The sequence below is a fragment of the Priestia sp. GS2 genome, from assembly GCF_036409025.1.
GTDB lineage: Bacteria > Bacillota > Bacilli > Bacillales > Bacillaceae_H > Priestia > Priestia aryabhattai_A.
Map to the genome: position 1 here is coordinate 20812 of NZ_JAZGJX010000003.1, position 26246 is coordinate 47057.

Annotated in this window: 30 protein-coding genes; 3 read left to right on the forward strand and 27 right to left on the reverse strand. The window is 37.5% G+C overall.

Translation table 11 applies throughout. From position 1 onward, the window contains the following. Positions 1 to 293: 293 nt before the first annotated feature. Positions 294 to 527, reverse strand: coding sequence for a LexA family protein (locus V2145_RS20720; protein ID WP_330988217.1), 234 nt, complete (start codon positions 525 to 527; stop codon positions 294 to 296). A gap of 4 nt (positions 528 to 531) precedes the next feature. Next, positions 532 to 756: a hypothetical protein gene (locus tag V2145_RS20725; RefSeq protein ID WP_330988218.1), complete on the reverse strand. Its 225-nt coding sequence runs from the start codon at positions 754 to 756 to the stop codon at positions 532 to 534. 140 nt (positions 757 to 896) lie between these two features. On the opposite strand from V2145_RS20725, the gene V2145_RS20730 reads away from it, so the two are divergent. Continuing rightward, positions 897 to 1112: a hypothetical protein gene (locus tag V2145_RS20730; protein ID WP_273122693.1), complete on the forward strand. Its 216-nt coding sequence runs from the start codon at positions 897 to 899 to the stop codon at positions 1110 to 1112. 7 nt (positions 1113 to 1119) lie between these two features. Here the strand turns inward: V2145_RS20730 and V2145_RS20735 are convergent, their stop codons facing one another. From V2145_RS20735 to V2145_RS20755, 5 genes are read right to left on the reverse strand one after another with little or no spacing between them, the layout of a single operon-like run. Further along, positions 1120 to 1476, reverse strand: coding sequence for a hypothetical protein (locus V2145_RS20735; RefSeq protein WP_273122692.1), 357 nt, complete (start codon positions 1474 to 1476; stop codon positions 1120 to 1122). 14 nt (positions 1477 to 1490) lie between these two features. Next, entirely contained in the window at positions 1491 to 1907 is a 417-nt protein-coding gene (locus V2145_RS20740) for a hypothetical protein (protein WP_273122690.1), read from the reverse strand. A gap of 1 nt (position 1908) precedes the next feature. After that, on the reverse strand, positions 1909 to 2040 hold the full coding sequence (locus tag V2145_RS20745) for a hypothetical protein (RefSeq protein WP_273122688.1): 132 nt from the start codon (positions 2038 to 2040) through the stop codon (positions 1909 to 1911). 11 nt (positions 2041 to 2051) lie between these two features. Beyond that, on the reverse strand, positions 2052 to 2645 hold the full coding sequence (locus V2145_RS20750) for a replication-relaxation family protein (RefSeq protein ID WP_330988219.1): 594 nt from the start codon (positions 2643 to 2645) through the stop codon (positions 2052 to 2054). Beyond that, entirely contained in the window at positions 2572 to 3918 is a 1347-nt protein-coding gene (locus V2145_RS20755; RefSeq protein ID WP_330988220.1) for an FtsK/SpoIIIE domain-containing protein, read from the reverse strand. Before V2145_RS20755 ends, V2145_RS20750 begins: the two co-directional genes overlap by 74 nt. Before the next feature lie 366 nt (positions 3919 to 4284). On the opposite strand from V2145_RS20755, the gene V2145_RS20760 reads away from it, so the two are divergent. Further along, positions 4285 to 4509 (forward strand): helix-turn-helix transcriptional regulator, encoded by a 225-nt coding sequence (locus tag V2145_RS20760; protein ID WP_273122682.1) that lies wholly within the window; start codon positions 4285 to 4287, stop codon positions 4507 to 4509. Between the two features lie 112 nt (positions 4510 to 4621). Beyond that, complete coding sequence (locus tag V2145_RS20765) at positions 4622 to 5317, forward strand: hypothetical protein (RefSeq protein WP_330988221.1); 696 nt, start codon at positions 4622 to 4624, stop codon at positions 5315 to 5317. Positions 5318 to 5360: 43 nt separating this feature from the next. Here V2145_RS20765 and V2145_RS20770 read toward each other — a convergent pair whose 3' ends face one another. The 20 genes from V2145_RS20770 to V2145_RS20865 all read right to left on the reverse strand — a co-directional run bounded on the left by V2145_RS20770 (position 5361) and on the right by V2145_RS20865 (position 26234). Further along, on the reverse strand, positions 5361 to 6389 hold the full coding sequence (locus V2145_RS20770; protein WP_273122679.1) for a peptidoglycan-binding protein: 1029 nt from the start codon (positions 6387 to 6389) through the stop codon (positions 5361 to 5363). Between the two features lie 65 nt (positions 6390 to 6454). Beyond that, the gene (locus V2145_RS20775) at positions 6455 to 7048 is read right to left on the reverse strand and encodes a phage holin family protein (protein ID WP_273122677.1); all 594 of its coding nucleotides are present in this window, start codon (positions 7046 to 7048) and stop codon (positions 6455 to 6457) included. A 78-nt stretch (positions 7049 to 7126) separates the two neighbouring features. Then, positions 7127 to 7570 (reverse strand): hypothetical protein, encoded by a 444-nt coding sequence (locus V2145_RS20780; RefSeq protein WP_330988222.1) that lies wholly within the window; start codon positions 7568 to 7570, stop codon positions 7127 to 7129. 21 nt (positions 7571 to 7591) lie between these two features. After that, a complete protein-coding gene (locus tag V2145_RS20785) occupies positions 7592 to 10873 on the reverse strand; it encodes a hypothetical protein (protein ID WP_330988223.1) in 3282 nt (1093 codons plus the stop codon). A 53-nt stretch (positions 10874 to 10926) separates the two neighbouring features. Next, positions 10927 to 12684: a hypothetical protein gene (locus V2145_RS20790; RefSeq protein ID WP_330988224.1), complete on the reverse strand. Its 1758-nt coding sequence runs from the start codon at positions 12682 to 12684 to the stop codon at positions 10927 to 10929. A gap of 29 nt (positions 12685 to 12713) precedes the next feature. Then, positions 12714 to 14255, reverse strand: a complete 1542-nt coding sequence (locus V2145_RS20795) for a phage tail spike protein (protein WP_273122670.1) — start codon at positions 14253 to 14255, stop codon at positions 12714 to 12716. After that, positions 14252 to 15688, reverse strand: a complete 1437-nt coding sequence (locus V2145_RS20800; RefSeq protein WP_330988225.1) for a distal tail protein Dit — start codon at positions 15686 to 15688, stop codon at positions 14252 to 14254. Before V2145_RS20800 ends, V2145_RS20795 begins: the two co-directional genes overlap by 4 nt. Before the next feature lie 5 nt (positions 15689 to 15693). Then, positions 15694 to 20706 (reverse strand): hypothetical protein, encoded by a 5013-nt coding sequence (locus tag V2145_RS20805; RefSeq protein ID WP_330988226.1) that lies wholly within the window; start codon positions 20704 to 20706, stop codon positions 15694 to 15696. Next, the gene (locus V2145_RS20810) at positions 20707 to 20934 is read right to left on the reverse strand and encodes a hypothetical protein (RefSeq protein WP_330988227.1); all 228 of its coding nucleotides are present in this window, start codon (positions 20932 to 20934) and stop codon (positions 20707 to 20709) included. Between the two features lie 107 nt (positions 20935 to 21041). After that, positions 21042 to 21542 (reverse strand): hypothetical protein, encoded by a 501-nt coding sequence (locus V2145_RS20815; protein WP_330988228.1) that lies wholly within the window; start codon positions 21540 to 21542, stop codon positions 21042 to 21044. A 64-nt stretch (positions 21543 to 21606) separates the two neighbouring features. Continuing rightward, on the reverse strand, positions 21607 to 22176 hold the full coding sequence (locus V2145_RS20820) for a hypothetical protein (RefSeq protein WP_330988229.1): 570 nt from the start codon (positions 22174 to 22176) through the stop codon (positions 21607 to 21609). 2 nt (positions 22177 to 22178) lie between these two features. Next, on the reverse strand, positions 22179 to 22562 hold the full coding sequence (locus V2145_RS20825) for a hypothetical protein (RefSeq protein WP_330988230.1): 384 nt from the start codon (positions 22560 to 22562) through the stop codon (positions 22179 to 22181). Continuing rightward, entirely contained in the window at positions 22559 to 23044 is a 486-nt protein-coding gene (locus V2145_RS20830; protein WP_330988231.1) for an HK97 gp10 family phage protein, read from the reverse strand. Before V2145_RS20830 ends, V2145_RS20825 begins: the two co-directional genes overlap by 4 nt. Then, entirely contained in the window at positions 23022 to 23360 is a 339-nt protein-coding gene (locus V2145_RS20835; protein ID WP_330988232.1) for a hypothetical protein, read from the reverse strand. The genes V2145_RS20830 and V2145_RS20835 overlap by 23 nt, the downstream gene beginning before the upstream one ends. Next, positions 23360 to 23725 (reverse strand): hypothetical protein, encoded by a 366-nt coding sequence (locus V2145_RS20840; RefSeq protein WP_330988233.1) that lies wholly within the window; start codon positions 23723 to 23725, stop codon positions 23360 to 23362. The genes V2145_RS20835 and V2145_RS20840 overlap by 1 nt, the downstream gene beginning before the upstream one ends. Then, the gene (locus tag V2145_RS20845; RefSeq protein ID WP_330988234.1) at positions 23722 to 23880 is read right to left on the reverse strand and encodes a hypothetical protein; all 159 of its coding nucleotides are present in this window, start codon (positions 23878 to 23880) and stop codon (positions 23722 to 23724) included. Before V2145_RS20845 ends, V2145_RS20840 begins: the two co-directional genes overlap by 4 nt. Before the next feature lie 32 nt (positions 23881 to 23912). After that, positions 23913 to 24065, reverse strand: a complete 153-nt coding sequence (locus V2145_RS20850) for a hypothetical protein (RefSeq protein WP_273122782.1) — start codon at positions 24063 to 24065, stop codon at positions 23913 to 23915. Positions 24066 to 24084: 19 nt separating this feature from the next. Continuing rightward, complete coding sequence (locus tag V2145_RS20855; protein ID WP_330988235.1) at positions 24085 to 25101, reverse strand: major capsid protein; 1017 nt, start codon at positions 25099 to 25101, stop codon at positions 24085 to 24087. Between the two features lie 59 nt (positions 25102 to 25160). Further along, on the reverse strand, positions 25161 to 25532 hold the full coding sequence (locus tag V2145_RS20860) for a hypothetical protein (RefSeq protein WP_273122778.1): 372 nt from the start codon (positions 25530 to 25532) through the stop codon (positions 25161 to 25163). 15 nt (positions 25533 to 25547) lie between these two features. After that, on the reverse strand, positions 25548 to 26234 hold the full coding sequence (locus V2145_RS20865; protein ID WP_273122776.1) for a phage scaffolding protein: 687 nt from the start codon (positions 26232 to 26234) through the stop codon (positions 25548 to 25550). Between the last annotated feature and the right edge of the window lie 12 nt (positions 26235 to 26246).

The window sequence follows — 26246 nt, forward strand, 5'->3', positions numbered from 1 at the left end:
CAAACCAATTATATGACATTAAACCTATATATGTAAATGTTATATTGGTAAAAAAGTGTTGTTTTTCCAAAAAACAGAAACCTTTTTATAGAAACATACGTAATAGTTAAAGAGAGGAGTGATTACTTATGGATACTTTCTTAGGTATTTTATACATAATAATGATATATGGAATATTATTTGGACTAGCATTGCTAGGGTTCAGAATCATTTATAAGCAAATAAAGAAAAAATAACACGCGTATAGTGCACGCGTGTTATTTTTTGGGGAAAAAGTATACATTACTAGGTTATTAATTATTTTTAATAATTCGGATACTTCTTGGAATTTTAGATGTGTAGTCGATAATGCCTTTAGCTTTGAGGATATTTAGATAGCGAGAAGTGGTACTAGTTGAATGAAACTCACAAATTGTTGTTAGCTCCCTGAATGTAGGAGGGTAGCCATGTTTACTTACAAACTTTTTTATAGCATATAAAACGGTCTGTTCTGCAATACATTGCTTATACTCTTTTCCTTCACACATACGGTTATGCTCCTTGATTCTTGGTATAAATGTTTGTTAGCTGTCCTGATAGTATATTTTCAATTTTAAAGAATCGTAGGGATCTTTTCTTATAACAATAAGCCTTTACTGTATGTTCATGCAACTCTAAGACGCGAATGATCCGCTGAGAGACTTGATCCTTTTGATTAATATACATAATTTCTAATTTACTATTATCGTTATAAGCCTGTTTTAATTGATATAACATACGTAACAACCTCCTAAGTGCTAATAATCATCTTTATATACTAATATTATATAAGAACATGTGTTCCTTTTCCACTATGACATTTATTTAATTTTGGTTTATAATTGGATTATATATATAGAATAGGTGGGATTTGGAATATGAATTCACATGAAAATGCACAATTAGTTAGCGCTTTAATTGACCAAGTAGAACCTTTGAAATTAAATGTAAAAGAGGTTGTAACGCCATTGAATAATAATGTCGTAGACTTAGAACCATTATTTATTAGATTGGTTGAGGGTGGGTGGCTAAATAAAGAAATGTATGAGCATACAATAAGCGGATTAGCAAAACAGCCTACTCTTAGAGAGTAGGCTGTTTTTACGTGGCCAGCATTTGTAACAAAGTCTTTATTAAAAGAGGGAGAAGTTGCACAACTATATAAGTTATGGAGGTCTTAGTTAGCCAACTAATGCTACGTTCCTTGAAATTCATTATATATAATAACCCTGAAATTCCAATAATCAAGCTAGCAATAGGATAAGATACAATCTGTAATATTTGTAGAAAGGGCTCTATTGTATCGTAGGCAACATTAATACCAATTTCTTTAGTTTGATCTACAGGGTGTAGAGCCCAATCGACCAATGCTTCAAATGATGTAGTTGCTGTACTAATAGTGGAACTACTACTGATAAAATCTGAAATGCTACCAACTGTTTGTATTTTGCTCCACACACTGTATCCCTCCCTTAAAATCCTGCTGTTATAGATACTAGCAAACGCATGAGCATTGGTGACAACTGCACTAGGATGTAGCCAATTGTAGCACCTTGAAGCATTTCAACTGCTTTAGGACGATTTCCAATTAACCAATAGATACCAGCTGCACTGAAAACTAAGAATGTAATCGGATATGATAAACCTTGAACTAATTCAGTAAGTGGTTGAAAGGCTGTAATTACTTTTTGGGTTACATCTGCTTTAACTGAAGCACTTGCTGTGACTGATTCAGCAAATGAGAATGTAGGCATTGTATTTAAAATTAGTGGGAATGTTGCTCCAGCAGCTAATATCGGAACAATATCTTTCTTTGAAGGTGTAGAGATTGAAGGGTTTAAAAACTCACGAACTGTACCAACCGTTTGAACCTTCTTAGATGTAAACATGTTATTTCCCCCTCTTAGTTGTCTTTTTCTTTGAAGCAGTTGTAGTTTTTTTCTTTTTCTTGCTCTGCTTTCGTTTTTTAATCCCATAATCTAATGCCATAAACCCTGCTTGAATCGCCACTTTTTTCCACATGTAAATTCCTCCTAATAAAAGTCTGAGATAACAAAGATGTTGGATTCTAACCCTTCACATAGATTAATTAGTTGTCTTCGCCTAAACTCTGTTGTGGTCATCCAAATAAACACTGGTGGTGTGTCTGTAAATGCACCAACATCAATGAGTTTACGGTAACGGTCCATTTTAGATTTATTGGCTACCATTTTTTGAGTGTAATCCACTTCTATAATGTAGCGCTGGCCACCGTTAACAAATGTAGCATCACAAATTACCGTAGCAATGTCCTTTACAGACATTTTTATTTCATTTTTCCAATCATCAGGAGCTTGAAAGCCGATATATAAGGCATTTCTCATAATGTAATGCTGAGCTGTAGTTAGCTTTTTAGTTACACGCTTGGCACCTATCCGCTCACGACCCTCTTTAGATAAGTGATAAATCGTTTCTCCATCACGAAACGAGTTAAGATATACATCCATTGACTTTAAGAATTTTTGAGCATTACGTTCTCCGCCTAGATCATGCAATGTTTGAATTTGAGAACGACTAAGATAGCTCAGTTTCTTCAATGAGTAGAGAATATCTTCCACCCGCTGTTCCCTTCTGATTGTCTTCTGCATTCTCATCATCCTTTCTAGGCTTAATAATGATATGTGGCTTTATAACAGAGTCTATATAGCTGTTACTCATTAAAGGAACTTGAACTTTATGGTTGGTCACACCATCTATTACAAGAGCTCTACCTGGATTTTCTAATTTTTCTGCTCCCCATTTATCAAGAACTGTTTGAGACTGCCTTCCAGATCTCAGTTTAAAACAAACTATTTGGTTAATATTTGACTTGATATCTTTGTTCATAACATCTGCGGTAGGATATTGAGTAGCAAACAATAAAATATAGTTAAATCCTGCACCTAAGCGGGCTATTTCAGAAAGACGCATCTCACAATGTTGTCTAAATTTAAGTTCGTCTGCTTTATTTTTTTTAATGATAGGAGAAAGTTCAGCTGCTTCATCTATGACAATGAAATGTTTTTTGGTAAACCCTAACTCATTTGCTGTTTCTACACCTTTATCCCTACATAAAGCTTCCATGGACTTCATATCAGCGTATATTTTATCTAAAACAGTAACAGCATCTTGTATTTCATCAGCAAAACCACTAGTTTGTTTTAGGTGTTTGAAGCGGTTCATTGATACCCCGCCTTTTAAATCAATGAATGAAAAGGCTACTTCATCTGGATACAATTTAATCAAGGTTGTAATCAACATCTTTGAGAATTGAGTTTTACCTTGTCTTGTTCCTCCCGCAATGGCCATATGCTCGCGTCCAATTTTCCACTTCAGCATACGCTCACCATTGTCACCTAATGGAATTCGCCAATCAGTGCATTTAGATAAGAACTGGTCATTAAATTCAATGTGAGAGGGGAGACCTTTATCAAACACTTTGATATGCAGCATGCCGTCAAAACTCATTTTAATATTCTTTGAGGACTCAACCTTTTCAAAGAACATACTGTATAAATCATCTTTAAGAGTAACCCGATTATAGTGATTATCACGTAGATAACTCCAAAGTCTTTTAATGCCTTTTTTAGTAAACACATAATCTCGTTTTTTTATGTTTAACCCGTCTTCAAATTCATTGATATGATCTTCAAATTTTTTAAAGGATAATCCATGAGGTATCTGGTACACATATTCCACAAAACGCTCCTCACTTGTCTTTCGATGTAACCTAATTGAGTTACCATGTACTTTTAAGTTACAAGCATCAGCAACAGAAATTATTTTTTCATGGTCTTCCATCTTTCTGCTGCTTTTTTGTTTTGTGTGAGCTACTAGATACAGACCGCCAAGTAACGATGTAGATAATGCTTCTAAAATCATAGAGGTCTACCACCTTCCTTTGATATCTACATAGTAGATAGTCCTTACTTAAACGAATTATCAAAAGTATGCTAGAAGATTGATTTAAAAAGGTTTCTGCGTTCGTTTTAATAGTCGGTTAGCGTATTCCATTGCGCCTTTATAAAACGAACTGAACACGGAACTCTGTAAACTCTCCTAAAGCGAATTTTATATCGTATGATAAAGCGTATTAGACTCCGTTTGTCCAATATTCCCAATTTGTTGTGAAAATTTCTGAAACACATGTGAAAGTTTTTTAAGTAGTTGGAAAAGGTTCGTATAAAGACGTAATAGAAGGGCAATCCTATAAGTACTAATCAAGCAGTCAATAGGAAGGTGATTTAAATGTGGGGTATTGGAAAAAAACGCTCTAAAGTAGGGAAATACATTGATAAACATGGATTTTCTCAGGAGGATTTAGTGGAAGCGTCTAAAGTGAGCCGTAATACAATTAGTAAAGTTTGCAACGACCCTAGCTATGTACCTGCTACAGGAACAATTAAAAAAATCATGAAAGCATTAAAGAAGTTGGATCCATCACTTCGAACAGATGATTTCTTTGATATATAAATAGACCGTTTACTAAACTTAAAATAAAGTAGCTCATATAAGTTCCTTTCATATAATTTTTGCGTTTATAATAAAAAATGGATTTAAAGGAAAATTTATGAGGGGGACTATCATGAATAAGATATTAAGTAGTTTTTTAGTAATGGGGCTGTTAGCTGGCTGTGGGAACGAAGCTGCTAACGATAAGTCAACTGAAAAAATTGAAAAAGATGTGGCGGTACAAGAGCCATCTACAGAAACTACCGCTAAAGAAGAAACAAAGGACAATGAAACTGGTATTCATAATGGAGAGTTTGATATTACCAATGATACTGGCTATATCAAACTACTTGGAATATTTGAAGGGGATCTATCCAGTGAAGAAGACCTTAGTGCGACTATTGATTTCAATGGATTTAAGGTTTCTTTTATTCCTTCACTTGTCGATGTTGAATTAAGCGCTGAAGCTCAAACGGAAGAAAAATATGAAGGTAGAACAGAAACCAAAGCAATTATGCTTTCTATGAATGTAGAAAATACATTAGATGATGATGTAGATTACAATGGGTCTTTCACTGTAGTTACAGATACAGGTGAGCAAATTCATTCAGAAAGCGGTCTGCTTTCTCAGAATGCTGTTGTACAAACTTATCATGGTAAAGTGAAGGAAACAGGCTATGAAATTTTACCTCTGAATGGAGAGGAACTACCTAAGAGCATAAAGGTAATTATGGATCCACCAGATAAATTAGTTGATGGAGCCTATAATGGAAATGAAGACTTAGGTGGAGAACAACGAATTGAATTTACAAAATTAGTTACAGAGTAAAAAAGAAAAGCCCACCACTCAATAGAGTAGTAGGCTTTTCTTTTTAATATCCTTTAGATTTTAAGACCGCTTGCAGTTTCTTTTGTGTATTTGGACCATAAATTCCATCTGCTTGTCCAGGAACATACACACTTTGAAAACGTCGTACTGCATCCGCCGTATCATTTCCATAGATGCCGTCTATACCATTGTTTTTAGCACTTTTATTTGGGTAAAAGTGAACAGCAACTAATGCAGCTTGTAATTGACGCACCAATTCGCCTCGTGAGCCCTTTTTAAGAACCTGTGAAGGTAATGGGTATTTATAAGCGGATTGTGGCTTTTTAGACGCTTCTGGCTTTGGTGTATATGCATGTTGAGCTTTTCCTAATTTAATAGTTTGACCTACCTTTAATTGTGTTGGGTGTATATCTGGATTAGCAGCAATCAAATCATTTACTGTAATGCCTGCTGGACCATCTTTTTCAGCAATTGACCAAAATGTATCTCCTTCTTGAATTGTATATAAATCAGGTGGTAATGAAGGCTTTTGGTTGGCTCCAGGTGCAATTGTTTCTAAGATATCTTTGAAAGCTTTGTTATAGTCATATACGCAGCATGCTTTCCAACTGTAACCTGGCATTTCATTGTGAGACTTATCATATTTACCGATACCATCTTTAATTAATGCATTACGCAAATCAATAATGGATGCAATGGTTGCCTTGCTTAATTTATCAGTACGGTAGTCGCCAATTACACAAATTCCAAGACCGATTGTATTGCTGTTACCAACATGATAACTACGTTTGCTAATATCTACACAATAATAGATAGCTGCCTTACCATTAATAATTGTGTTTGGATCAATAATTAAATGATAAGCAACTTCTGGCCAGCCGTTTGTTCCAACGTGAAAGTTTGCAAAGGAAACAATATTAGAGCCTCCTGCAGATAATTTTGTTAGCGAGTGATGCCATACACGAGTTGTAATTGAATTGACACCATTTGCTCGTTTACTATAAGAGCCTTTGCTTGGTAATTTCCCTCTTTTATCAACTAATTGAGCGAGCTGTTCAAATTTATAAGTCATCGCGTGTTTCCTCCTTTTTAAATAAAAAGAGCCACATTTCACAGCGGCCCTCAATTACAATTGAATTATTTTGTTTCAGAATCATTTTTAAGCGTTTCTACAGGCGCTACAGGAGGTATTTCTACAGTTGGTGGTATTTGTACTTGATTACCTAATATAGCTTCTTTACGACCTTCTGAGCGTGTTATTTTAGCATTAATTTCAGATGCTACAGCTTTCAACATCCACTCTGGTATCCATTTATCATATCCAGCTCTTGCGAAGTTTGCCGTCATGCTCATCCAACTGTGATAAATTAAGCCGGAAGAAATGAATAAATAAAAACCGCTAATAGGTACATCAGCAATGACAACGGGTGTACCTATGATTGTATCCATTAAACGGCCAACTAAAGGCAACATTAAAATAACAGTTGTGCGAACTACCCCTCGAATGCCATAGTCACTGGAATAAGACCCATCCTTTAGTGCTGCACCAATAGCTCCTAACCAATCAAATGCAACAACAAGAATGAGCAATAAAGCAATGTACATATTAACTTGTGAATTGCCATATAAAGCATTTAATACTATCCCAATCGATCCACCAGCAATACCGGCAAAGCTAAAACTGGGGTTAATGAGTAAGCGTAAATCAAAGATATCAGCTGAAAACTTCATAGGAACCTCCTTAAATAAAAAGAAGGCCAGAATAAATCCAAGCCTCTTTTTAATTGATTTTTTTAGATTTCACAAACTTTAAACTAAACTAAGGTCTAATAATAGTGGAGCTATCGAAAGTGCAATCTCTTTTTTTACTGCAAAATATTTCTTTTTGAGCATGGTATCTTTCATGAGATATTCTTCATAGTCATCGGATTCTGCCATTAAATTCAATTGAGCTTGCTTATAATTTTCTTCTAGCACTTTATAAGCAATTTCACGCTGAAAATCTACTAATAAATCGTTAGTAATCCCACTATTATAGTCTTTATCTACAATGATGTAAGGGACATTAATTCCCGTAGCTGTTATATTTGCAGTTTTTAAAGAATCTACACCTAGAACAAACGGTGGTGATACATAATCAATAGACATAACTTCTAAGGTTTCAGGATTCAAATAGAGAACTTTGTGTGTGTTACCTGCAATATTTTGTTGTAAACTTTCATCGTAATTTAACATCGTTTTTTCAATAGCCATTTCTGCATTGCCCCTTTGAAGTTAATTTTTATATGTGACTTCTACTTTTAGGTTGTTGTTAAAAATCATGTATGGGCTATCGGAATACATCCAAAGACCAATTCCGTAAACAGAAGTCTGGTTAATATGATTCTTAAAGGCTGCAGTTGCGTCAATCCATTTTGCTTCCCCCCACTTGAATCCTGCTGTATAGGCTGTACCTGTAGACAGCCCTCCATAGAATGTAGGTTGTGAGCTGCTTGATGGTTGAGATTGATAACCATGTAGGACAAACCGTGCATTCTTTGACGCGGAGGAACCACCACCGTTATAACGTTGCGCCCAAATACGAACCTTCGTAATGGTTTTTCCATTGAATTGATTAAATTGTGTACCAAAGAACCAATAGCCCATATAACGTCCATAAGAACTTGTCCAAAGAGCTTGACGTACATTTCCTCCATACCATTGTCCACCAAAGCCAGAGCGCCAAGAATTCCCGCTGTTCGCTGTGACAGTGACAGTCGTATATGTTGCTGGTGCAGGAGTAGAAGGAGCTGTAGCGTTAGGATATGTCCACGTTCCTGTACACTGACCACCTTGATCACCTAATGCATTTTTTGAACTTCCTGTTGGTGCTGTACCTGTTCCTGCAACAATAGAAGAACGATAAGCTCTGACACCATTAGTACCACCAGAACCCGTACAATCAATAACATCTGCACGCGCGCCATATGCAGCAATTACTTGTGAATTTGTCCCATTGTAGAACTGACAACCACGTAAGTCTGCAAATGAGTTCGAAATATACACCGCGTAAGCAGTTAAACTTTTCGCATCTACAATGCTATTGTTCATAGCTAAACGCGCCACACCTTCAGCATAGACAGGCGATTGGTTAGCTGTAGCAATGAACTTTCCTGAGTTAATGACTGTATTTACTGTACTGTACATGAATTTAAAGCTTCCGTATAAAACGTTAGATGTATTCTGAAAATCAATGGTCAAAGCACCACTTCCTGTAAACCCTTGAACCAATACGTTTTCATATACTTCACTTGCATTTGAATAATGCATTTGAATGCGTACATCATGCGAGAGAACTTTAGGTAAACGGTTCACCGCTTCCTGAATGGTAGCCAACGGTCCTGCTGCCCAGCTTGTTCCAGGATTATCATCATTTCCGTTGATTGGATCTACGTATAGGTTAATAACATCAGTAGTGGTCTCTACAATGTTGGGCGCTTTAATACTTTTTGATATATATAACGACTCAGCAATAACATTCTGAAACCCTGAGTAATACGTCACACCATCATCATCTAACGTGTTTAAACCTACAGCCAAGTCACCATTTGCATCTAGAACAATTAGCTGACCATTAACGTTATTTGCTCCTCCAAGGGTAGCTGTCCCGCCTTGTAATTTATCAAATTCAACAGATAAAGCTTTAATATGGCGACCTTCTATAACGCCATCAACAATTAATTCAGCCGTTGCTCTTCTTCGCATCACTATGTTGTCAAGATAAAATTTATTTGTCGTTTCACCATTGTTTGAAAATGTTGCATAAAACTGTAAATAAGCTGTACCGCTTGGAACCGTATAGTTACCTGATAAGGTTGTAAAATTCATTGTTTTTGTACCTGACCAAGTAACAGGGTTGTCCCAAAGATTTAACGGTTGTTTCTTTGCGTCATAACGTAAAAATCCGATTCGTCCTGTTCCATTTCCGGCTGTATTTAGATAACGCCCCATTGCTGATAAATAAAAACTTTCTCCTGCTTGAACAGGTATAATATTTGATGCATAAATGCTATTGTTACCGCTTGTATAAGCATCGAATTCAAGGGCTTTTCTTGAACCGTTTCCATTTGCAAAAGTTGAAATATCTTGAACCCTCACACCTGAAGTTGTATTAAAACCAAAAGGTAAAGCTCCGACTGTATCACTTTCAAAATCAGGGTTTTCAATTAAGTTCGTCCAATCAGAAAGGAATAATGATTTTGCAAATAGGGTTCCTGTTGCGATAACATCACCGTTAAATAGTGATTTCTGCCCGTTGTACTTCCAAAGTGAAATAGTTTGTGCTGCATCACTCCAAGAAGAAGAATTGGTGTCAATAATATCTTGAGCATTTTTCGCTTCAGTAATATCTAAGAATTCAAGCGTTTCAACGGCTGCTTTACCGTTACCGCCAGAATAGTTGACAATAAACATAGGACGAACGTAAACTGTACCTGCTCTAAATTGGTTTGCAAGATCCCCAACACCTGTAATGGTCCCTTTGAATTCCCGCCAACCATCGGCGCTTTTGATACCAACTCCAGCAACAGCACAATATCTATGCGTTCCAGCCCCACCTGTTAAAGCATTAAAATCTTTATCCAATGTCGCTACCCCAGCATAGACTTGCATAGCCCCCGCTGTTGCATCCACTAGCTGCTTAACTCTGAAGCGAACTTGATAGGTTCTGTTTACGTCAACAGGAATTGCATTTTTAGAAAAAACATATGATTGACCTGTAATCGTTAACGTATCACCGCCATGCGAACCATCTTGGCCTTCAACATATGAAGCGTTTGGATTAATCGCACTTACTGTTTGTCCAATGTAAGAATTTGACCAGAACTTAAAACCCTTTGAAAAAAGTGGATCATAAAAACTATTATATGTTGTATCTGCTGAATCTTGTGCGTTGTCAGAATTTGCTTTTTGTTTGGCTGCAACGGCTTCTTTTAGAGAATTTAAAGCATTCGTATATTGTAAAAACTTATCCCTGAAAGTTGCTTTTATCACATTAATAACTTTATCTTTATTAGCTATAGAAACATCCCAAACATCAACAGGCGTAAGGGATTCAAGATACGTTTTTAAATTATTATATTGCGTTGCAAAGTTTGTATATGTCGAGTCAACACTAACCATTCCGACATTCAAAGCCTGCTTTCTGAGAGAAGCAAATTCACCTTTTCCGCTACTATCAAGAGTTGTTACTGCAGGTAAAGTTGTGGCTGTGTCTGCAATCACATATCCGATAATATTGGTAATAACATCTTTTAAAGCCTTTCGTTCCGTATAATCAATTACACTGTCGCTCGTAATATCATCGATGCTCTTGTTTATGTTTTCAATCGTATCTGAATAGTTAGGATCAAGCTCTCCAATATCCACCCATGAAGAACCACCCCACTTTTTCATCATATTAGGGGTTACACTTGTATCTAGCCATAATGTCCCAACAGTAGGATTTGCTGGTGCTGTCCCCGAAACAATAGCATCATTCATATCAATAAGTGAAAATGTAGCTGTTGCAACTGCCATTTGATGTTCCCCTTTCTCAAAACAAAAAGAAGGAGGAATATCCCCCCTTCTTTTTATGCCTTATCTATATCACACACTACATTGCCTCTCACATTAATATCTGTAGCTGCAACTGTAATTGTTTTTCCTGTCTTGCTTCCACTTGTGTTCCAGGTTGTGTTTCTAACATTGTTCGCATCATACAAAGACCAAGTATAAGTAAACATGCTTCCTGCAGCATCTATTTCCACCCCAGCTTGAAAGACTTTTGCGGTTAATGTGACTGTTCCTTGTCCATTCTTAAATGTATTTGTTCCTAGAATGGTAACGACATATGGATCACTGACGTCCGTTACAGTACAAACATCTGAGTATTTAACACTTCCATACGTTACAACACATTTAAACGATTCCACACTTGGAATAGCGCTTGCTGGAATTGTAATCGTATCTGTTGTATAGCCTGTTACTCCATTAGCTGTTGCAGCATCCTTCATTAAACGCCAACCATTACCACCATCAGCATCCCCACCGCTTGATGTTGTAGCAGTAGAATCTTGATAATACCATTTGAACGCTGCACCAGTTACTTGATTTGCTCCTTTGTATACATCAACATGAGCTTTAACTGTTCCAGTAGAGTTACGCACCACATTCCCTTCTGGTGTCCATACAACTGCCGTAACAGCATCAGCTCCTGCTTGCCCTGTTTGCCCATCTGCAACAATCGGAATAATCTGTTCATCTATAAAGTTTGTACCTGATGGCGTAACACCAGCTTGATATAAACGTACGCGAACAGCCTTAATAGCAGAAGTAGCTTGTGCTGTTGGCGTGTATGTTTTAGATGATTCATTTGAAGCTGATGTGTATTTATCAGTAAACGCTGTACCATCTGTTGATTCAGCAATCACAAACTTTCCAGCATAAGCAGAAGGTGTTCCTGCTCCCGTTTGAGCGAATGCTGAGAATGTAATAGTAGAAGGTGTGTAAACCTTAGAGATGTTCATTTGAATAGCTGAAACACTCTGAGACAACCAATAAGAGGTTGCATTCGCTCCGCCTCTCGTTTTATTGACAGTGAAAACCTTTGTAATTGTTGCATGTCCGCTTCTTGTAGCAGTAAATGTCACCGTTCCTACATCTGCGCTCATGCCGGTAGTTGTAAATGTTCGATTTGTTGGTGTTCCTGACGCCGTACCTGAAATGCCTGATAATGATTGTGAAATGGTCCAGTTAGCGGTATCATCTGTCGCACCATTAAAGATAGAAATCGTCGTTGAGGCACCACCAAAACTTGAAACCGTTCCGTTTGCATCAGCCGGGACGTTTGCGGATTCATTGCTTAATACGGCCATAATCGCATTTGTACCGTTCGTACCGTTAGAACCATTTGTTACTTTAATAATTTCGTATTCGGCTTTTGTCACAACGTCAAACCCTGTACCTGTATCTGTATAAGTGATTTCTGCCATGTATGTCATTGAATGGTTTGAAGCTAAAACATTCGATTTAATGGTGAGAGTTTTAACGGATCCTGTCCCTAATACATACGTCGAATCGCTCGCTGTAATTTCCGTATAATTCCCTGAGCTGTTCGTTTGATAAAACCACTTGATACTTTTCGCTTGAGAAGCAATGTCTGTACTGTTACCGGCAATAAAGAGCTGCGGTGTTAAAACATTATTTGTTGAGGCATAGTTAGGTGTGTAAGCCCCACCATTAGGATTATAGATTACTTGTCTTTGTTGAGATGAACCTATAAAAGCTTGAAGTTGTTTTGCATCCGATAAATCTACTAAACTCATTGAACCAGTAGCTACAATTGTCATAAAATACCACTCTTCCTATTTATTATTTTTTATTCTTCCGCTATATCAACATCACAATAGAAAGTAGCACGCTGGTAAACATCGGATGTACTAATTAACACTTTACTACCTACATTTTTGTGCGCATTTGTCCAAACGTAATCAATATTGCCGGCTCTATCTTTTTTCGTCCAAATGAACGCTTCTACTGGCAATGTATCGGTTATATTTTCTTTCCCTCTATAGACACGGGCATTTAGCTCTGTATCAATCAAACCATTTTTGAAGGTTTGTCCATTACTTGAAATGACTTCTACTTTATAGACAATATCGTTTTTGATTTTGTCTACTTTTTCTTGTGCACCCTCTGGTGTTTCAGCGCCAATCTCATCAGCGGTTGTAGGTGTAGCCTTTCTCCACTCAAAGCCGTCCCAAGTATACAGAATCTCAACTGATTTAGATGTATCTATCCACAACGCATTAAACGCCCCTTTTGGCGGCGTTGGTTGTCTGAGTATCTTAACCCTTAGATTCTTTTTAAAGTCATCAAATTCGGCTAATACATCCCGCTGAGAATATTCAATAAAATCCCCTAACGTATATAACTTAGATGACTTATCAATTAAAGAACGTTCTACACTAATTACACGCGCTTCTATATATAGAGGAGGACTATAGTGTAAATCTTTAATTCGTAACGTATCACCATATCGCACTTTCTCGTGTTCATATCCTGGAACGTTTTCTAAATCAGCCTGTGAAATTTCATATTCAACCAAGCTATTAATTCGTTTGGCAAGTTCAGTTTCACCTAAAGACGTTAAACGTTCCTTTGTCATTTCGACATCTGAGCTTTCAGGCTCATATATCTTCCACAGATGCTTGCCGTTACGTCCCCAGCGTCTTAACGCATTATTGTCCTTAATAACGACGCTAAGCCTTGAACCATCTTCTTTTTCGGGCCCTATGCATAAAAGAGCCGTGACAATTTCATCTGTTTTCTCTTTACGTACTAAGTTAAGCAAGTCTTTTCCGAACTCAACTTCTTTTCCTTTGAATTCTCCAACTCGCACAAGCATGTCTACAACACGTTTAACGATTCGATTACCATCAACTTCTACTCGGAAATCTAACTCACGATTAAAATATGTTCCTACAAACTTTATGGACTCATACGGATCAGAATAGTCAAAACCAATTTTTCTAATGCTTTCATTTTCTGTTACGCCCATTTCCCATTCAGTTCCACTTAATACAAAGTTACCAGCGGTTCTGACAGTTTGGCCAGTGAGCTCTACAGGTGTAATTGTCTTTTGCTTACGTAAATCCAAATAAGATGCTGTACAAGTAGCGGTTATTTCATTACCGTCACGTTCTACATCATCTATGATAAATTCTCGAAATTTGCCATCTTCATCAGGAATGACAACCCTGTTTCTACCCACAATAAATTCTGACTTTGGATCATCTAGTGAACAAGAAAACTCAAACGTTTCTTCTAATTGGAAATTCCTTTTATGATCTCCAGCATTCATACTCTCATCAAGCGTAGCGATAATATCATCTGACTGCTTTTCAAGAATGTGAATCATCTAAACCTCTCCCTCCAAGTTACCTTTGTAGGCAAAGGGGGACTCGTGACAATAACGTTATCGCCACGATTAAGAGTAAAATATTCACCACCAAATGCTTTTAAGTCAATACGTGACTCACCATTAACTAAAATATCTTTGGCTTTATGGTCAAAGGTGACTACATCACCTTGTTTTACAATATAAGGGATTTGATTTGTCGTAATTGGGTTAATCTTATAAACCCTTATATCATCGGCTCTTAAAGAAGGAACTGGACGAGTTCCATGCTGGGCAATGTAGATTCCTACTTGAGTCGGCTTTCTTATGAACTGCTGCTCTACATCATTAAATTCTTTAAATGTTCGAGCTGTATGTTTTCCTGTTGTTTTATCAACCTTAGCAACATAAGCAGTCCAACGTGTACCAACCCGCTCTATTCTGAGCATGCCGTAGAAATTCCAGTACGTAGATTCCTTTTCCCCCGATGTACTAATGATATCTCTATAACCTGCGTCACCACCCCCTGTCCTTGCTGTAGCGTAGTTACGTTTTCCAGAGGAGTCCACATCTTTAATCGTTAACATGCAAACGGAAAGGTTGTTTTCATCTAACAAGTAGACTTCTACCTTTCCGAATTTGTCTTCACCAGTATTTAAAATCTCTACCATAGCTTCTAGCCGAAAATCTGTTAATGTCTGACCTAATGATTTTTTGTAAAAAGGACCATGCCATGCGTCTTGAGTAACCCCAAAATCTTGAGCTATAAAACGGTATCCATCAGATTTCATGTTACCTGTTGCATACCCATCAATCCCTACACGACCTTCCGTCTTGGCCCACCCAACTATTGATGTTAATTTATCGTTTAACACAGTCTCTTCTTTTTCAACTGCATAGTCTTCTAAATTAACAACGCGGCCTATACGATTGATTTCTTCACCGTTAGTAATATCAATATTTGTATAACTTTTATCCACTTGAATTTCTATAATAGGCTGGGCTTCAACAGTACCAATATTGCTTACTGTCGTTATAGAAGTACCATTTGATAAAACGGCAGTAGCTGTCTTTTCTGTTTTTGCATATTTATAGGGATCTGGACAAATAAACGTTATGACTCCTTGTCCAAATGTTACAATTTCATTAGGGTCAAACGTGCCGTCCACTAGTGCGTAATATACACGTTCCGGCTCATCATCAAAGATTAGCTCTGCTGCTTTATCTGTAATCAACCAAGCAGCTAAATCCTCTTTAACTTTTTGTAAGTTCGGTGAGTTAATCCATACTGGAATAGATATTTCACGAACGTCTACATTGGTACGTTGATGATAACCACCAGGACGGTTCGGAATTTTTAAGATGTCTCGTTGAATAGGTGCCCAAGCTGGACGCTTCCAGCCCGGTGCAATATTCAAGTAACTTCGACGTTCTCCATTAAATGTAATACCCAAGGTTATCACCCCTTTTTAAATCTGTCTTTGACATTATCTTGCTTACTGTCATACTCTTTCCGTGCTTTATACGTAGCTTTCGCGAAGGATTTACCATCAATATTAAGCTCTATAAGAATAGGTTGGTCCTCTTTATTAGATTGCTTAGATGTCTCGTTAATCCCTTGGTTGTTTGAATAGGCTTTAACTACACTTGTGGTATCAAAATAGCCACTCGTAGAGACAGAAGGAATAGACTTTGTATTCAACACTGTAGATGATGCCTGTTGAGCAAAAGAAGATAACTCCTGAGCAATAGATGATAGTCCACCGTTCATAAGTGCATCCATATCAAAACCGAAGTATTCACCTACATACCTGAACAATTGCAACGCTCGCTGACGGAACTGCTCAAGCGGGATAATAACTTCCGCTTTGCCACCTTCACCGACTGTAGCTAAATGTTCATGCTGGATGATACCGCCTTTTTCGTATTTACGTCTGCCCCTTGGGCCCCAGCCTCTTGTACCCCTAGGATTGTCCCGGCGCCAAGTGGTGTTATTGAAGAAAGCAAGCAACTGATCATAACCGCTATAGATATTGTTATGTCCTTTTACCGCATATGCTCTAAACGTTTGTGGAATGTACTGTAATAGACCACGTGCAGGGTTACCATTACGTGTATTGATATCACGCACCAATGGAGATTGTACAATGTTTTGATTACCACCAGACTCACGATGAATTTGTGCAATAACACCTTGAATATCGTACTCAGTAATTGCTTCATTCATACGAGCAGCAGCTGCAATGATTGTAGACCGCCATCGTGCAGCACCTTTTCCCGCTGGTCCTGTTGTGCTGCTTCCACCTTCAAACGGATTTAATTCTTTAAACTTTCTCTTTAGAAGGTCTACACCGCCGTCTTTGACTTTACTTACACCTTGATTCAAAAATTCTGCAAGTGAGCCATCTATCTTAGGAAGTGTTAAATCCAGAGAGCTTAATACTTTCTCTAATAGCTTCTTAGGATTTGAAGCATATTCCCATACATCACCCACTATATCGCCCACTTTTTGAGCTCCAGCAACCACTTTATCTTTTCCTGCTACAGCAACTTTTTTAGTAGCTTTCCCAGCAGAAACGGCTTTGTCTTTTGTCCACTCACCAATAGCTTTTGCACCATTAGAAAAGCGATTCAACCCGGTTTTGTAGTGAGGTACTATACTCTTTAATGCTTCTTTGGTTTCTTTTCCGTTCAAGATTTCTGTACCTTTTTCTCCGTAGTAGAGTGTATCTTTAGCGGGGCTTAACGTCATTGTTCCATCTGGAAAACGGATAAGTTCCTCTTCACCACCATCACCAGCAATGAATGGTCCACCTTTATGAACACCACCACGTTTAAACTCAGGGATATTAAGTTCAGGAATTAAGTTTTTCTCGACACCCATTTTCTTTAAGATAGCGTTAATACCCTTTTGTGTAATAGTGTTAATCACTTTTTCTAATCCTGTAGCCATTCGATTACCAACAGCTTTTACTCCATCCTCCACTTTACTAGCCATTGATTTCAATCCATCACCAATACGTCCAGGCAATTTTTTGGCAGCTTCAACCAGTTCATTAAAAATACTTGTCACTTTGGTTTTTATAGAATTAAAGATTTCTATTGTTTTATTTTTGGCTGTATTCCATCCATTTTGGATGTTATCAACGATGTTTCGTACATAGTTAGACACTGATTTAACAATATTTTCGAATATAGTTTTAATTGAGTTCCACAGTGCGGTAAAAATGGATGAAGTGATTTTTAATGCATTAGACCAAGCTGTTTTAATACCTAAAACCGCTAAATCTAGGGCTAATTTCAAGATTGATTGAATAATAGACCAAGCCGAGCGGAGAATTTGCTGTACCGCTGACCATGCTCCTTTCCAGTCTCCTTGAAGAATTGAGCTAAAAAGACGAATCGCGCCAATGATAATATTTAAGTTGTCTTTTATAATGGACATTAAAACAGGAAATACCTTCTGCACGATTTTTAAAATAAACTCAATAGCCGGAATAAGAACATTTGTAATAATCCCAGCCACTAAACTTAGAAGATTAACTACGATTGGCAGAATGGACTGGACAATTTTTAAAACCATAGGGAAAACCAACTGAGCCACTTTTAAAATCAACGGAAGCAATACATTAACCAATTGTAGAATGATAGGAATAAGCATCTGGAACAAGCTAAAGATAATTGGTAAGACAGATTGAACAATTTTCAACAAAACAGGAAATACTAGCTGTGCAACTTGAAGAATTAAAGGTATTGCCATTTTAGCTAATTCTAGAACAATAGGAATCAAGCTACCTATTAACGTAATAACTACAGGTAAAACAGTAGAAATAATCTTTAAAATTAGCGGGAACACCTCTAAAAACGCATTAATTAGAAGCGGTAATACAGTGGATGCAATATCAAAAACCGCTGACCATATTGTTTGTTGAACGTCCATCCATAAAGAGATAAACTCTGTAATAATGGGAAATACCAATGGCGCCAATTCTGCCATAGCTGAACCAACTTGAGTAACTGTTTCATTTACTACAGGAGCCAGTTCTCCGAACGCTTTTCCTGCCTCAGTAAAGGTAGGTTTTAGATCTGAGAAGCTTTGTTTAATAACATCTACTGTCTTTTTAAACTCTGGTCCAAGTTCTTTAGCCATCTCAGCAAAACTAGCTTTAAATACTTGAATGATGGGTTGGAGGGCAGATATTACACTGTTTAAGGTATTCCCGAGCCCTTCCCAGGTTTGTTTAAAGAAATTTGCTACATTTGTATTCGTTTGAGATAAGCGATACAAGAAGCCAATTAAGCTCACAATTCCAGCAATAACTAAACCTATCGGACCCGTTACACCCATGAAAGCTAATACCATTCCCGCTAAAGCTGGAGCCACTAATGAAGCTGCACCACCTAAGTTGGTAAATGCAAACTTTAATTGTTCGACAAAACCATTACCGAATAACTGAGCAACAGATGAACCCGCTTCTATAAAGAATGTTTGAGTAGTAGCTACAGCCGAGTCAAACCCCTCTTTTAAAGCTGGTCCCCACTCACTTATTTTATTGCTAAGGGATTCACGCATCTTGTCCGTGGATGTTAATGCTTTGTCCCACATTTTTGAAGTCACATCACCTATTACAGAGGCTGCTACTACTACACCTTCTTTAATGGCTGACCACGATTGATCTACTACATTTCGGAATGTTTCAGAATGCTTATAAGCTGCAATAATACCGACCGTTAATCCAGCAAGCAATGCAACAACTAATCCAATTGGGTTTGAGAATAATGATAAATTAAGTAATGTTTGTGCTTTTGTCCATAATTGGGTTAGCACCATTGCTCGTGTCATTGGGTTTAATAACCCAAGAATCCAAGTAGCTGCAGATGAGAACATCATGGACGCTTTTAATGTGACGAAAGCGGTAGCTAATCCATAAACAAGCGGGATAAAACCTTCCCATTGTGTAAATCCCTTGGTCATTTCTGTTAACTTAGCAATAAAGCCCGTAATGCCAGAAAGAGCAACTAACATCACTTGGCCGAAAGGAGCTAGTATCATCATGATATTCTTGAGAATATCCCATAAGTTGCCCATAAACTCTAAGAATATTGGCGTATTGGTATTTGAATACTCAAGGAACGTCCTGAAACTCTCGCTTTCTTTTAAGCTATCAGCCCATTCAGAAAACCGCTTTGTTAAATTAACCAGCCCTTTTTCCATCCTGATACCTTCATCATTAAAAGCAACCATTAGATTACCCACACCACGTAATATGTAACCGAATGATTTACTCCAAGCTTCTAATGCAGGTCCCGCTCGCATAGCTAAGAAACCAAAGAACGATTCAACATCTTTGGTTTGAAGCGACTGGTCAAAACTAGCAATGATATTGCCCACAGATTCAACAGATGCATCAATAACAGGTGTAAACATCTCAAGTAAACGTTGAAGAGTTTTTAAACTGCTTGTGAAGATATCAAATACAGGACGTTCAAACTGTTTTCGTAGCCCTTCGAAGTATGTTGTGAAGTCATTTAAAGCATCTAACGTTCTCCTTTGTTCATCTGTTAAAGCTTCTTGTAAGCTTTTAAGCTTCTCCATGGCTTCGATACGCTGTTTTTCTGTCGTAGCATTATCTAACTTCTCTTGCGCTTTATTAATCGCATCCTGGGCGTCAAAGATACCAATTAAAGATGGAATTGCTACGGTTGCAAAACCAGCCACACCAGCACTAGCAGCACCAAATGAAGATACAAGACCCATGGTTGCAGTAGTTACGCTAGCAATAGCCGGAACCGCTGCAGGAGCCAAACCAATAAGACTTAGCTTTAAGGCTCTTCCTACAGTCGTTACATCCATTACAGTTTCACGAAGACGATCTAATGCATGCTCTGAGTTACGGGAACTGCTTTCTATGTGTATTAAGGTATTATTGGTATTTTGTAAACTAGTATCTAATTCATCTGCTTCATTACGTAAATGATTAGCACTGTTTCTTACGTCATCTAATCCATTACTAGCACGTTTTGCATCATTAGCTATCGTAGACAAGCCATCATTATTCAAAGAATCTAATTCCCGCTCCACGTCATGTATAGCTGCTTCTAATGCATTCATTTCTACAATTCCTTCAGCGGTCATAGATGCTAGTTCTTTTTTAGCTTTACCAATCGCTTTTTCAACATCTTTTATGCTCTTCTCACCGATAGAACCTGTCTCTTTAAACTCTTTTTGTGATGCTTTAAGTGTGCGGTTTAATTCATGAAAAGATTTATTATCACCAGCTTTTTCAATCTGCTTTTCAACATGAGTGATTGTAGCGCTTAATTTTTCAAAGCTTTTATTAGATCTCTTAGTGGTCTTTTCTGTTTCATCCGCAATACCTGCAACTTCTTTACGAACAGCACGAGCAGCAGTACGCAACCCAGCCATCGTAGCGGTAAAAATGGCACGCATTTCACGAACTGTACCAGACATCTATTCTCCTCCTTCCTTTTCGAAGTCCCATGCCAAATCTTCTTGTTTAAGCTCTTTCACTTCTTCTTTTGGCCGTATAGATTCTTCAAACTTCTGACGTATCCTAAGTGCTTCTTGATTACCTTGGATAGGATGAGAGTGAACCATGGACAAGTAACGAATATAGCGGTCAAATTCCTTTTCTTTTTGTTCCGCTTCCTCTGACTGCTTAAGCATCTTCATATGCATAAGAGCTTCTCCAATGGGTGTTTGCATCACCTGAGCTCGGCTTCCAAGTATAGGAGACAGTTTATAAATAATGGCGCAAATCATTTCTTGGAAAGATGTTTGTAGATTTACTGTTTTTGAGTCACTCTTTCTACTAGTCCCTTGAAGTTGAACTTGCTTTTTGTTAGTTCCAAAGACTTTTTTGCTGTTTCGATAATCTCCTCAACGTTGTTCTCTTCTAGAACCGCATTATAGACCTGAAAAATATCTGCTAGTTCTTGCTCTTCTAAGATTTTTTTATCAATACGGCTTAATGTACTTAGTATCTCTAGTACTTGATTCGGTAATTTGACAGCTAACGTAGGAAGAGCAGCGGTTGCCTTGTCTAGAATAGCCATTTCTGCCTTTTCTACAGCGGCTTTATCTGATTCATTCACTGGACGACTGAACGAATTAAACAACCCTTTTAAGTCAGCATCACCTTTCACTTCTTTGACTACATCTGTAATGACAGACATTAATTGTGTTAACTGAACAAATTTTGCTTTTCTTATAACGAATGTTTTACTTGTTACAACTAAATCGTCATTTTCAATACTTTCAATTTGTAATGTCACTTGTTTCGGCATCAAGATTTCCTCCTCAAAAATAAAGAGGACTCAACTAAGAGCCCTCCCGCTATCTTTTATTTTATTAAGGTGTTACTACTGAATTAGGATCAACTGGACCACGATAGAAAAAATTTCCTGGTTTTGAAGCATCCATGCCATCACGAGGATACATATTTAATTCAATTTGAACATTACCTTGTTCATTTGCAAAGCTACGGTTAAATTCACCGTTAGAAGCCATTTTATAAATAACAATATCTTTTGACTTATCAGTCGCTGGTAATGAACGAGGATGAATCCTAACTTTTTTAGCTTTCTTACGTAGTGATGTACCGATTTTAGCATCCATTAACCCAACTACCTCACTATTTGTGGTACTTGTAATATCTTCTGAGGAACTGAGGGCTAATTTCATCATTTGAATTTTATCTTCAGCAGCTACAATCAAAACTCTACCTGTATAACCTGTTACAACTTCGTCATATACTGATTCACCGAAGTCTGCGATTTTAACTTCTTGTAGAATTGGTGTCAATGTTACTTCTCCACCGTCTGCTTGGAAGTTAGCTGCACCATCAAATGTAATGGCTTCAGCCCCCTCACCAATTGTAATATCTGCTAATCCGAAAGGTACTTCAACTTTTTCCGCCACGATTATTCCTCCTTTAAATTGACTTGCAAGTTTAACGAATACACCATGACATCATCAATAACGCCTAACCTTATAGGTTCATTTGCTTCCATAAGAAAAACCCGATATGATATATCGAGTTCAGGAACATACACACGATCTACTGATGAGAGGTGTAATATTTTATATAAGCGGTGTGAAACAACCTCCGCTTCACTCCAATTCTTTGTTCGTATATAGAACATGTATTGAGGATAGCGGATATGCACCTCGCTATTTTTGTTTCCAGGAGTGCCACCTTCATAAAACACAGTTCCTGTATCAATTGGATTACTATAAAAGTCTACAGTCCATGTAAGATGAGGAGCTACTTCTTTTCCTTTATCCATTAGGTATTCTTGAATCACTCTTCCATCACCCGCTTTAGAATACGGTCAAGCATTAGGTTATAATCAGGTGTTACAGCATTAATAGCATTAATCATATACTTACGACCAGGAGTAAACCCACGCCAATTACGCTTGGTTCGCGTTCGTTGCCCGCGACCGCTTACGTAATAGTGAGGAAAAGCAGAGCCATCGTCATACTTAGTATGTGAGCCTTTGCGATATGGCTCTTCATGTCTCCTCCATGCGTATTGAGAACTTGAGCCACCTTCTAAAATAATCCGGTCACCTACCCGCTTTGCTCTATCAAAAGAAATAGAATCTTCTAAGCTGCCCTCATCATGATGAACTAACGCTTTTGCACCTTCCTCTACTAATAACCCAAATTTGCTGTATTCCTCTATCGCTATACGTTCAAATCTTTCTTCCATACCTTCAAAGAATTGCTCAAATTCCTTTAGCGTATCGCCCCATTGAATATTAATTTCGTCTTTCTTTACCAATGTAGACTGTTCTCCAATATACTTTGTCTCCACCAAAATTCAATGCTTCTTCCATTGACACAACACGATCCTTAACTACTTCACCAAAATCGTCTGTCCATTGTATAAGGAATCCATAACCAATTTTAGTTGTAGGTGGTAATTCAACTTGTAAAGATGCTTCATAACGGTTTCCGTCAGTACCTTCAATCACTTTAGTTGTATAGGCGACACGAGCTTTTGACATCGTTTCTACATAACCTGTAGGTTGCCCAAACTTATTAGGCTCCTTTGGTTCAAATACAATGACATCTTGTTTCATGGGTGGTTTTGGCATCAACCTAGCCTCCCAACACGAGCCCCGCTTCTTTTTTTCGTCGACATTGCTCTTTGAATAATAGCTAATACATCAGGTGAAACATGTTGTGTAATATCAAAGGAGAAGGACATACCCTTCAATCCCATTGAGCTAACGCCATGTCGTTTAAACTTTGCAAATTCTTCTTCTTCACCCTCCATCATATAGATGGTTTGTAAACCTATAATTTTAGGTGTTAAGTATTTTTCATCAAAGTAAGTAGATAAGCGGTCGTATGCCGTAAAAACAAGCTTTTGACGTTCATTCTCTTCTTTACTTTGATAAATAGCGGTGTACTCAATGGATTGGAGGTATGAATCAACCGCTTCAAAATCATAGTTCATGATAGATTCTCTTCTTTTTTACGTTTGAAACTTTCGACTTTAGTCACCTTGTTCCCTAAACGTTCTGCCTGTTCATCTGTTAAATCTAGATGCTCGCCAGTCTGTACGACTTTCCCCTCATGTGCTAAATATTCATTCGCTTGATATTTAGGCATAATCTAACCTCCTATAAGAAAAGGACAAAGCATTACGCCTTGCCCTCTGTTTTCTTAACCGCTATACGTTTAACATAGCCAATTGATTCTAAGTATGCAGCGGATTTTTCCTCAACAGAGATAACCTCACCTTTACTTTTACCATCAACTGTTGCACTTAAGATTTCTACTTTGACTTTTGCCATGTATTAATACCTCCAAAGGTTATACTGGTGTATAAGCGTCAATATGACGAATTAAAAAAGGGTTTTCTACAACTGGGAACCCAGCACCATATGTTGTGATAATAGAACGAATTGGTTCATCTTTGTCCTTCGCTTCTACCTTGATTCCTGGCTGGAAGTTATTTTCTAATGTTGGGCCCAATTTATATTCACCAATGCCTTCACCTAGCATAACAATGCGATTAACTGGCATAAATTCACGTTGAACCGCTTGACCTGTTGAATTATCTTTGTATGCAATATGACGTTGTTTAATAATTGTTGGTACAGGTAAACCAAAACTATCTAACACTGTGTTTAACTCTTCTTGAGAAATACGAGTAGAACCAGCTGGGCGACCAACTTCTGTAATGAGCTGTGAATTGCGTAACATCTTAGCATTAAGCTCTCTTGATACAAGCATAGTAGGTGTTTGACCGTTTTCATCCTCGTATGCTTGGACTTGGTCCATTAAGAACCCAATGATATCAAAATCCTCTGTATCAAAATCATTACCAGTTGTTAGTGCCACTTTATTTTCGTCTGGAATCCCAAAGTCATAAGTAAATCGGATTCCTTTACCCTTTACTTCGTGTTGACCTTTCATTAGTGCATCTAATTTAGCTAATTGGATAAGACGTTGTGTACCTTCAACAAGATTAATAGTATCAATCAACGTTCTATCAATAGCTGACTTTGCTTCTTCTTTAAAACGAGAGTGGTTAATTGCTTGCAGTTCCTCATACGTTAGTACATGACGAAGACCAAATTGAGTAAGCTCTACATGACGGTCAGCCATTTCGTTACGATCAACAATCTGAGGTTCTGCACCTCCACCAATATAACCAGCAATGAATGGACTATTCTTGACAATGTAGTACATGAATTTACGGTCAAATGTCTCAACTGTTGGTAAAAACTGATCCGCTAATGTTGGAACTGCATTTTTTACAGATTCATCAACAATACCTTGTAGTGATTCATCAGAGAATTCTTCTAAATGTGTAATTCCTGCCATAGTTTTTCTTCCTCCTCATAGTTAACAGATTAAAAAAGACACTCTTATATATGAGCGCCTTAAATATTTTTCACGTATCGAATTAATGGCTTGGTTAAATCTTTAAACTCTTGTGTAACAGTAGCAGGTAACTTCCCATCGTATACTGATGCACGAATTAACACTTCACCAACAAATACATCATGCTTCCCATCACAATCCACATCAACGTTTAGCAACGCAAAATCATCAAAACCCGTAGCGGTTGAAAACACTTCATATTTACCAGTTGTTAAATTACGAGCAATTGGTGTACCCACTGGTAAATATTTAGCTCCGATTTTAGAAGCATCTAGTGTTGCTCCTTCTTCCGTGTACTGCATATGGATAGAAGCTAAAATGTTTTTACCACCACGAAACGGTGTGCGTTCATCCTTTAATGAATAAGGCATATTTATTTCCTCCTTTTATTCGTCTTTAATCCCTTTTAAACGTCTGTAAGCACTTGACCCGATTTTTCGCTTATCTTTATCTTTCGGCTTTTTATTAACCTTTTGGTGAGATCCAGGAGAATAATAGTTACGTTGATTTGCTCTCTCTTTCTCTTCTTCCTCATCAGTAACCTTGAAATACTCTGGAAACTCTTCTTGTAGCTCCTCAAATAGCTCATCAAGGTTATCCGCTTCGCCATTTTCATCTAACTCAATAGCATCCAGGTCAATTAAACGTGTCAATAATTTAGGATTAACTCCCTGATCTACAGCAAACTCTTTTACTACAGCACGCTTCTCTCTAAGTTCAGCACGTAGAAGTTTTTCCTCTTTAGCTTTCAGTTCTGATTTTAAATCATCCTGATTGTCTCCTTCAGAACCTTCACTTGTATTCTTATTTTTTTCAGCCTTTTCCTTGAGCTGGCGATACTCTTCAACGTCTACACCTTCAAACTTCTTCATACGCTTACCTAATTGAGTTTTCAGTAATTCTTGATACTGTTGCTTTAGCTTTGGGTCATTCTTTATCAGTTCTGCTAAACTCGGTTCGTCATCTGGGTCAGTGTCACCATCATCAGGATCACTGCTTGAATCAGAAAAGAACTGAATAGGTAAACGTAATAATGGTTGAAACGTTGGTTTAAATAATGGCTTTGCAAACATTTTGAACCCTCC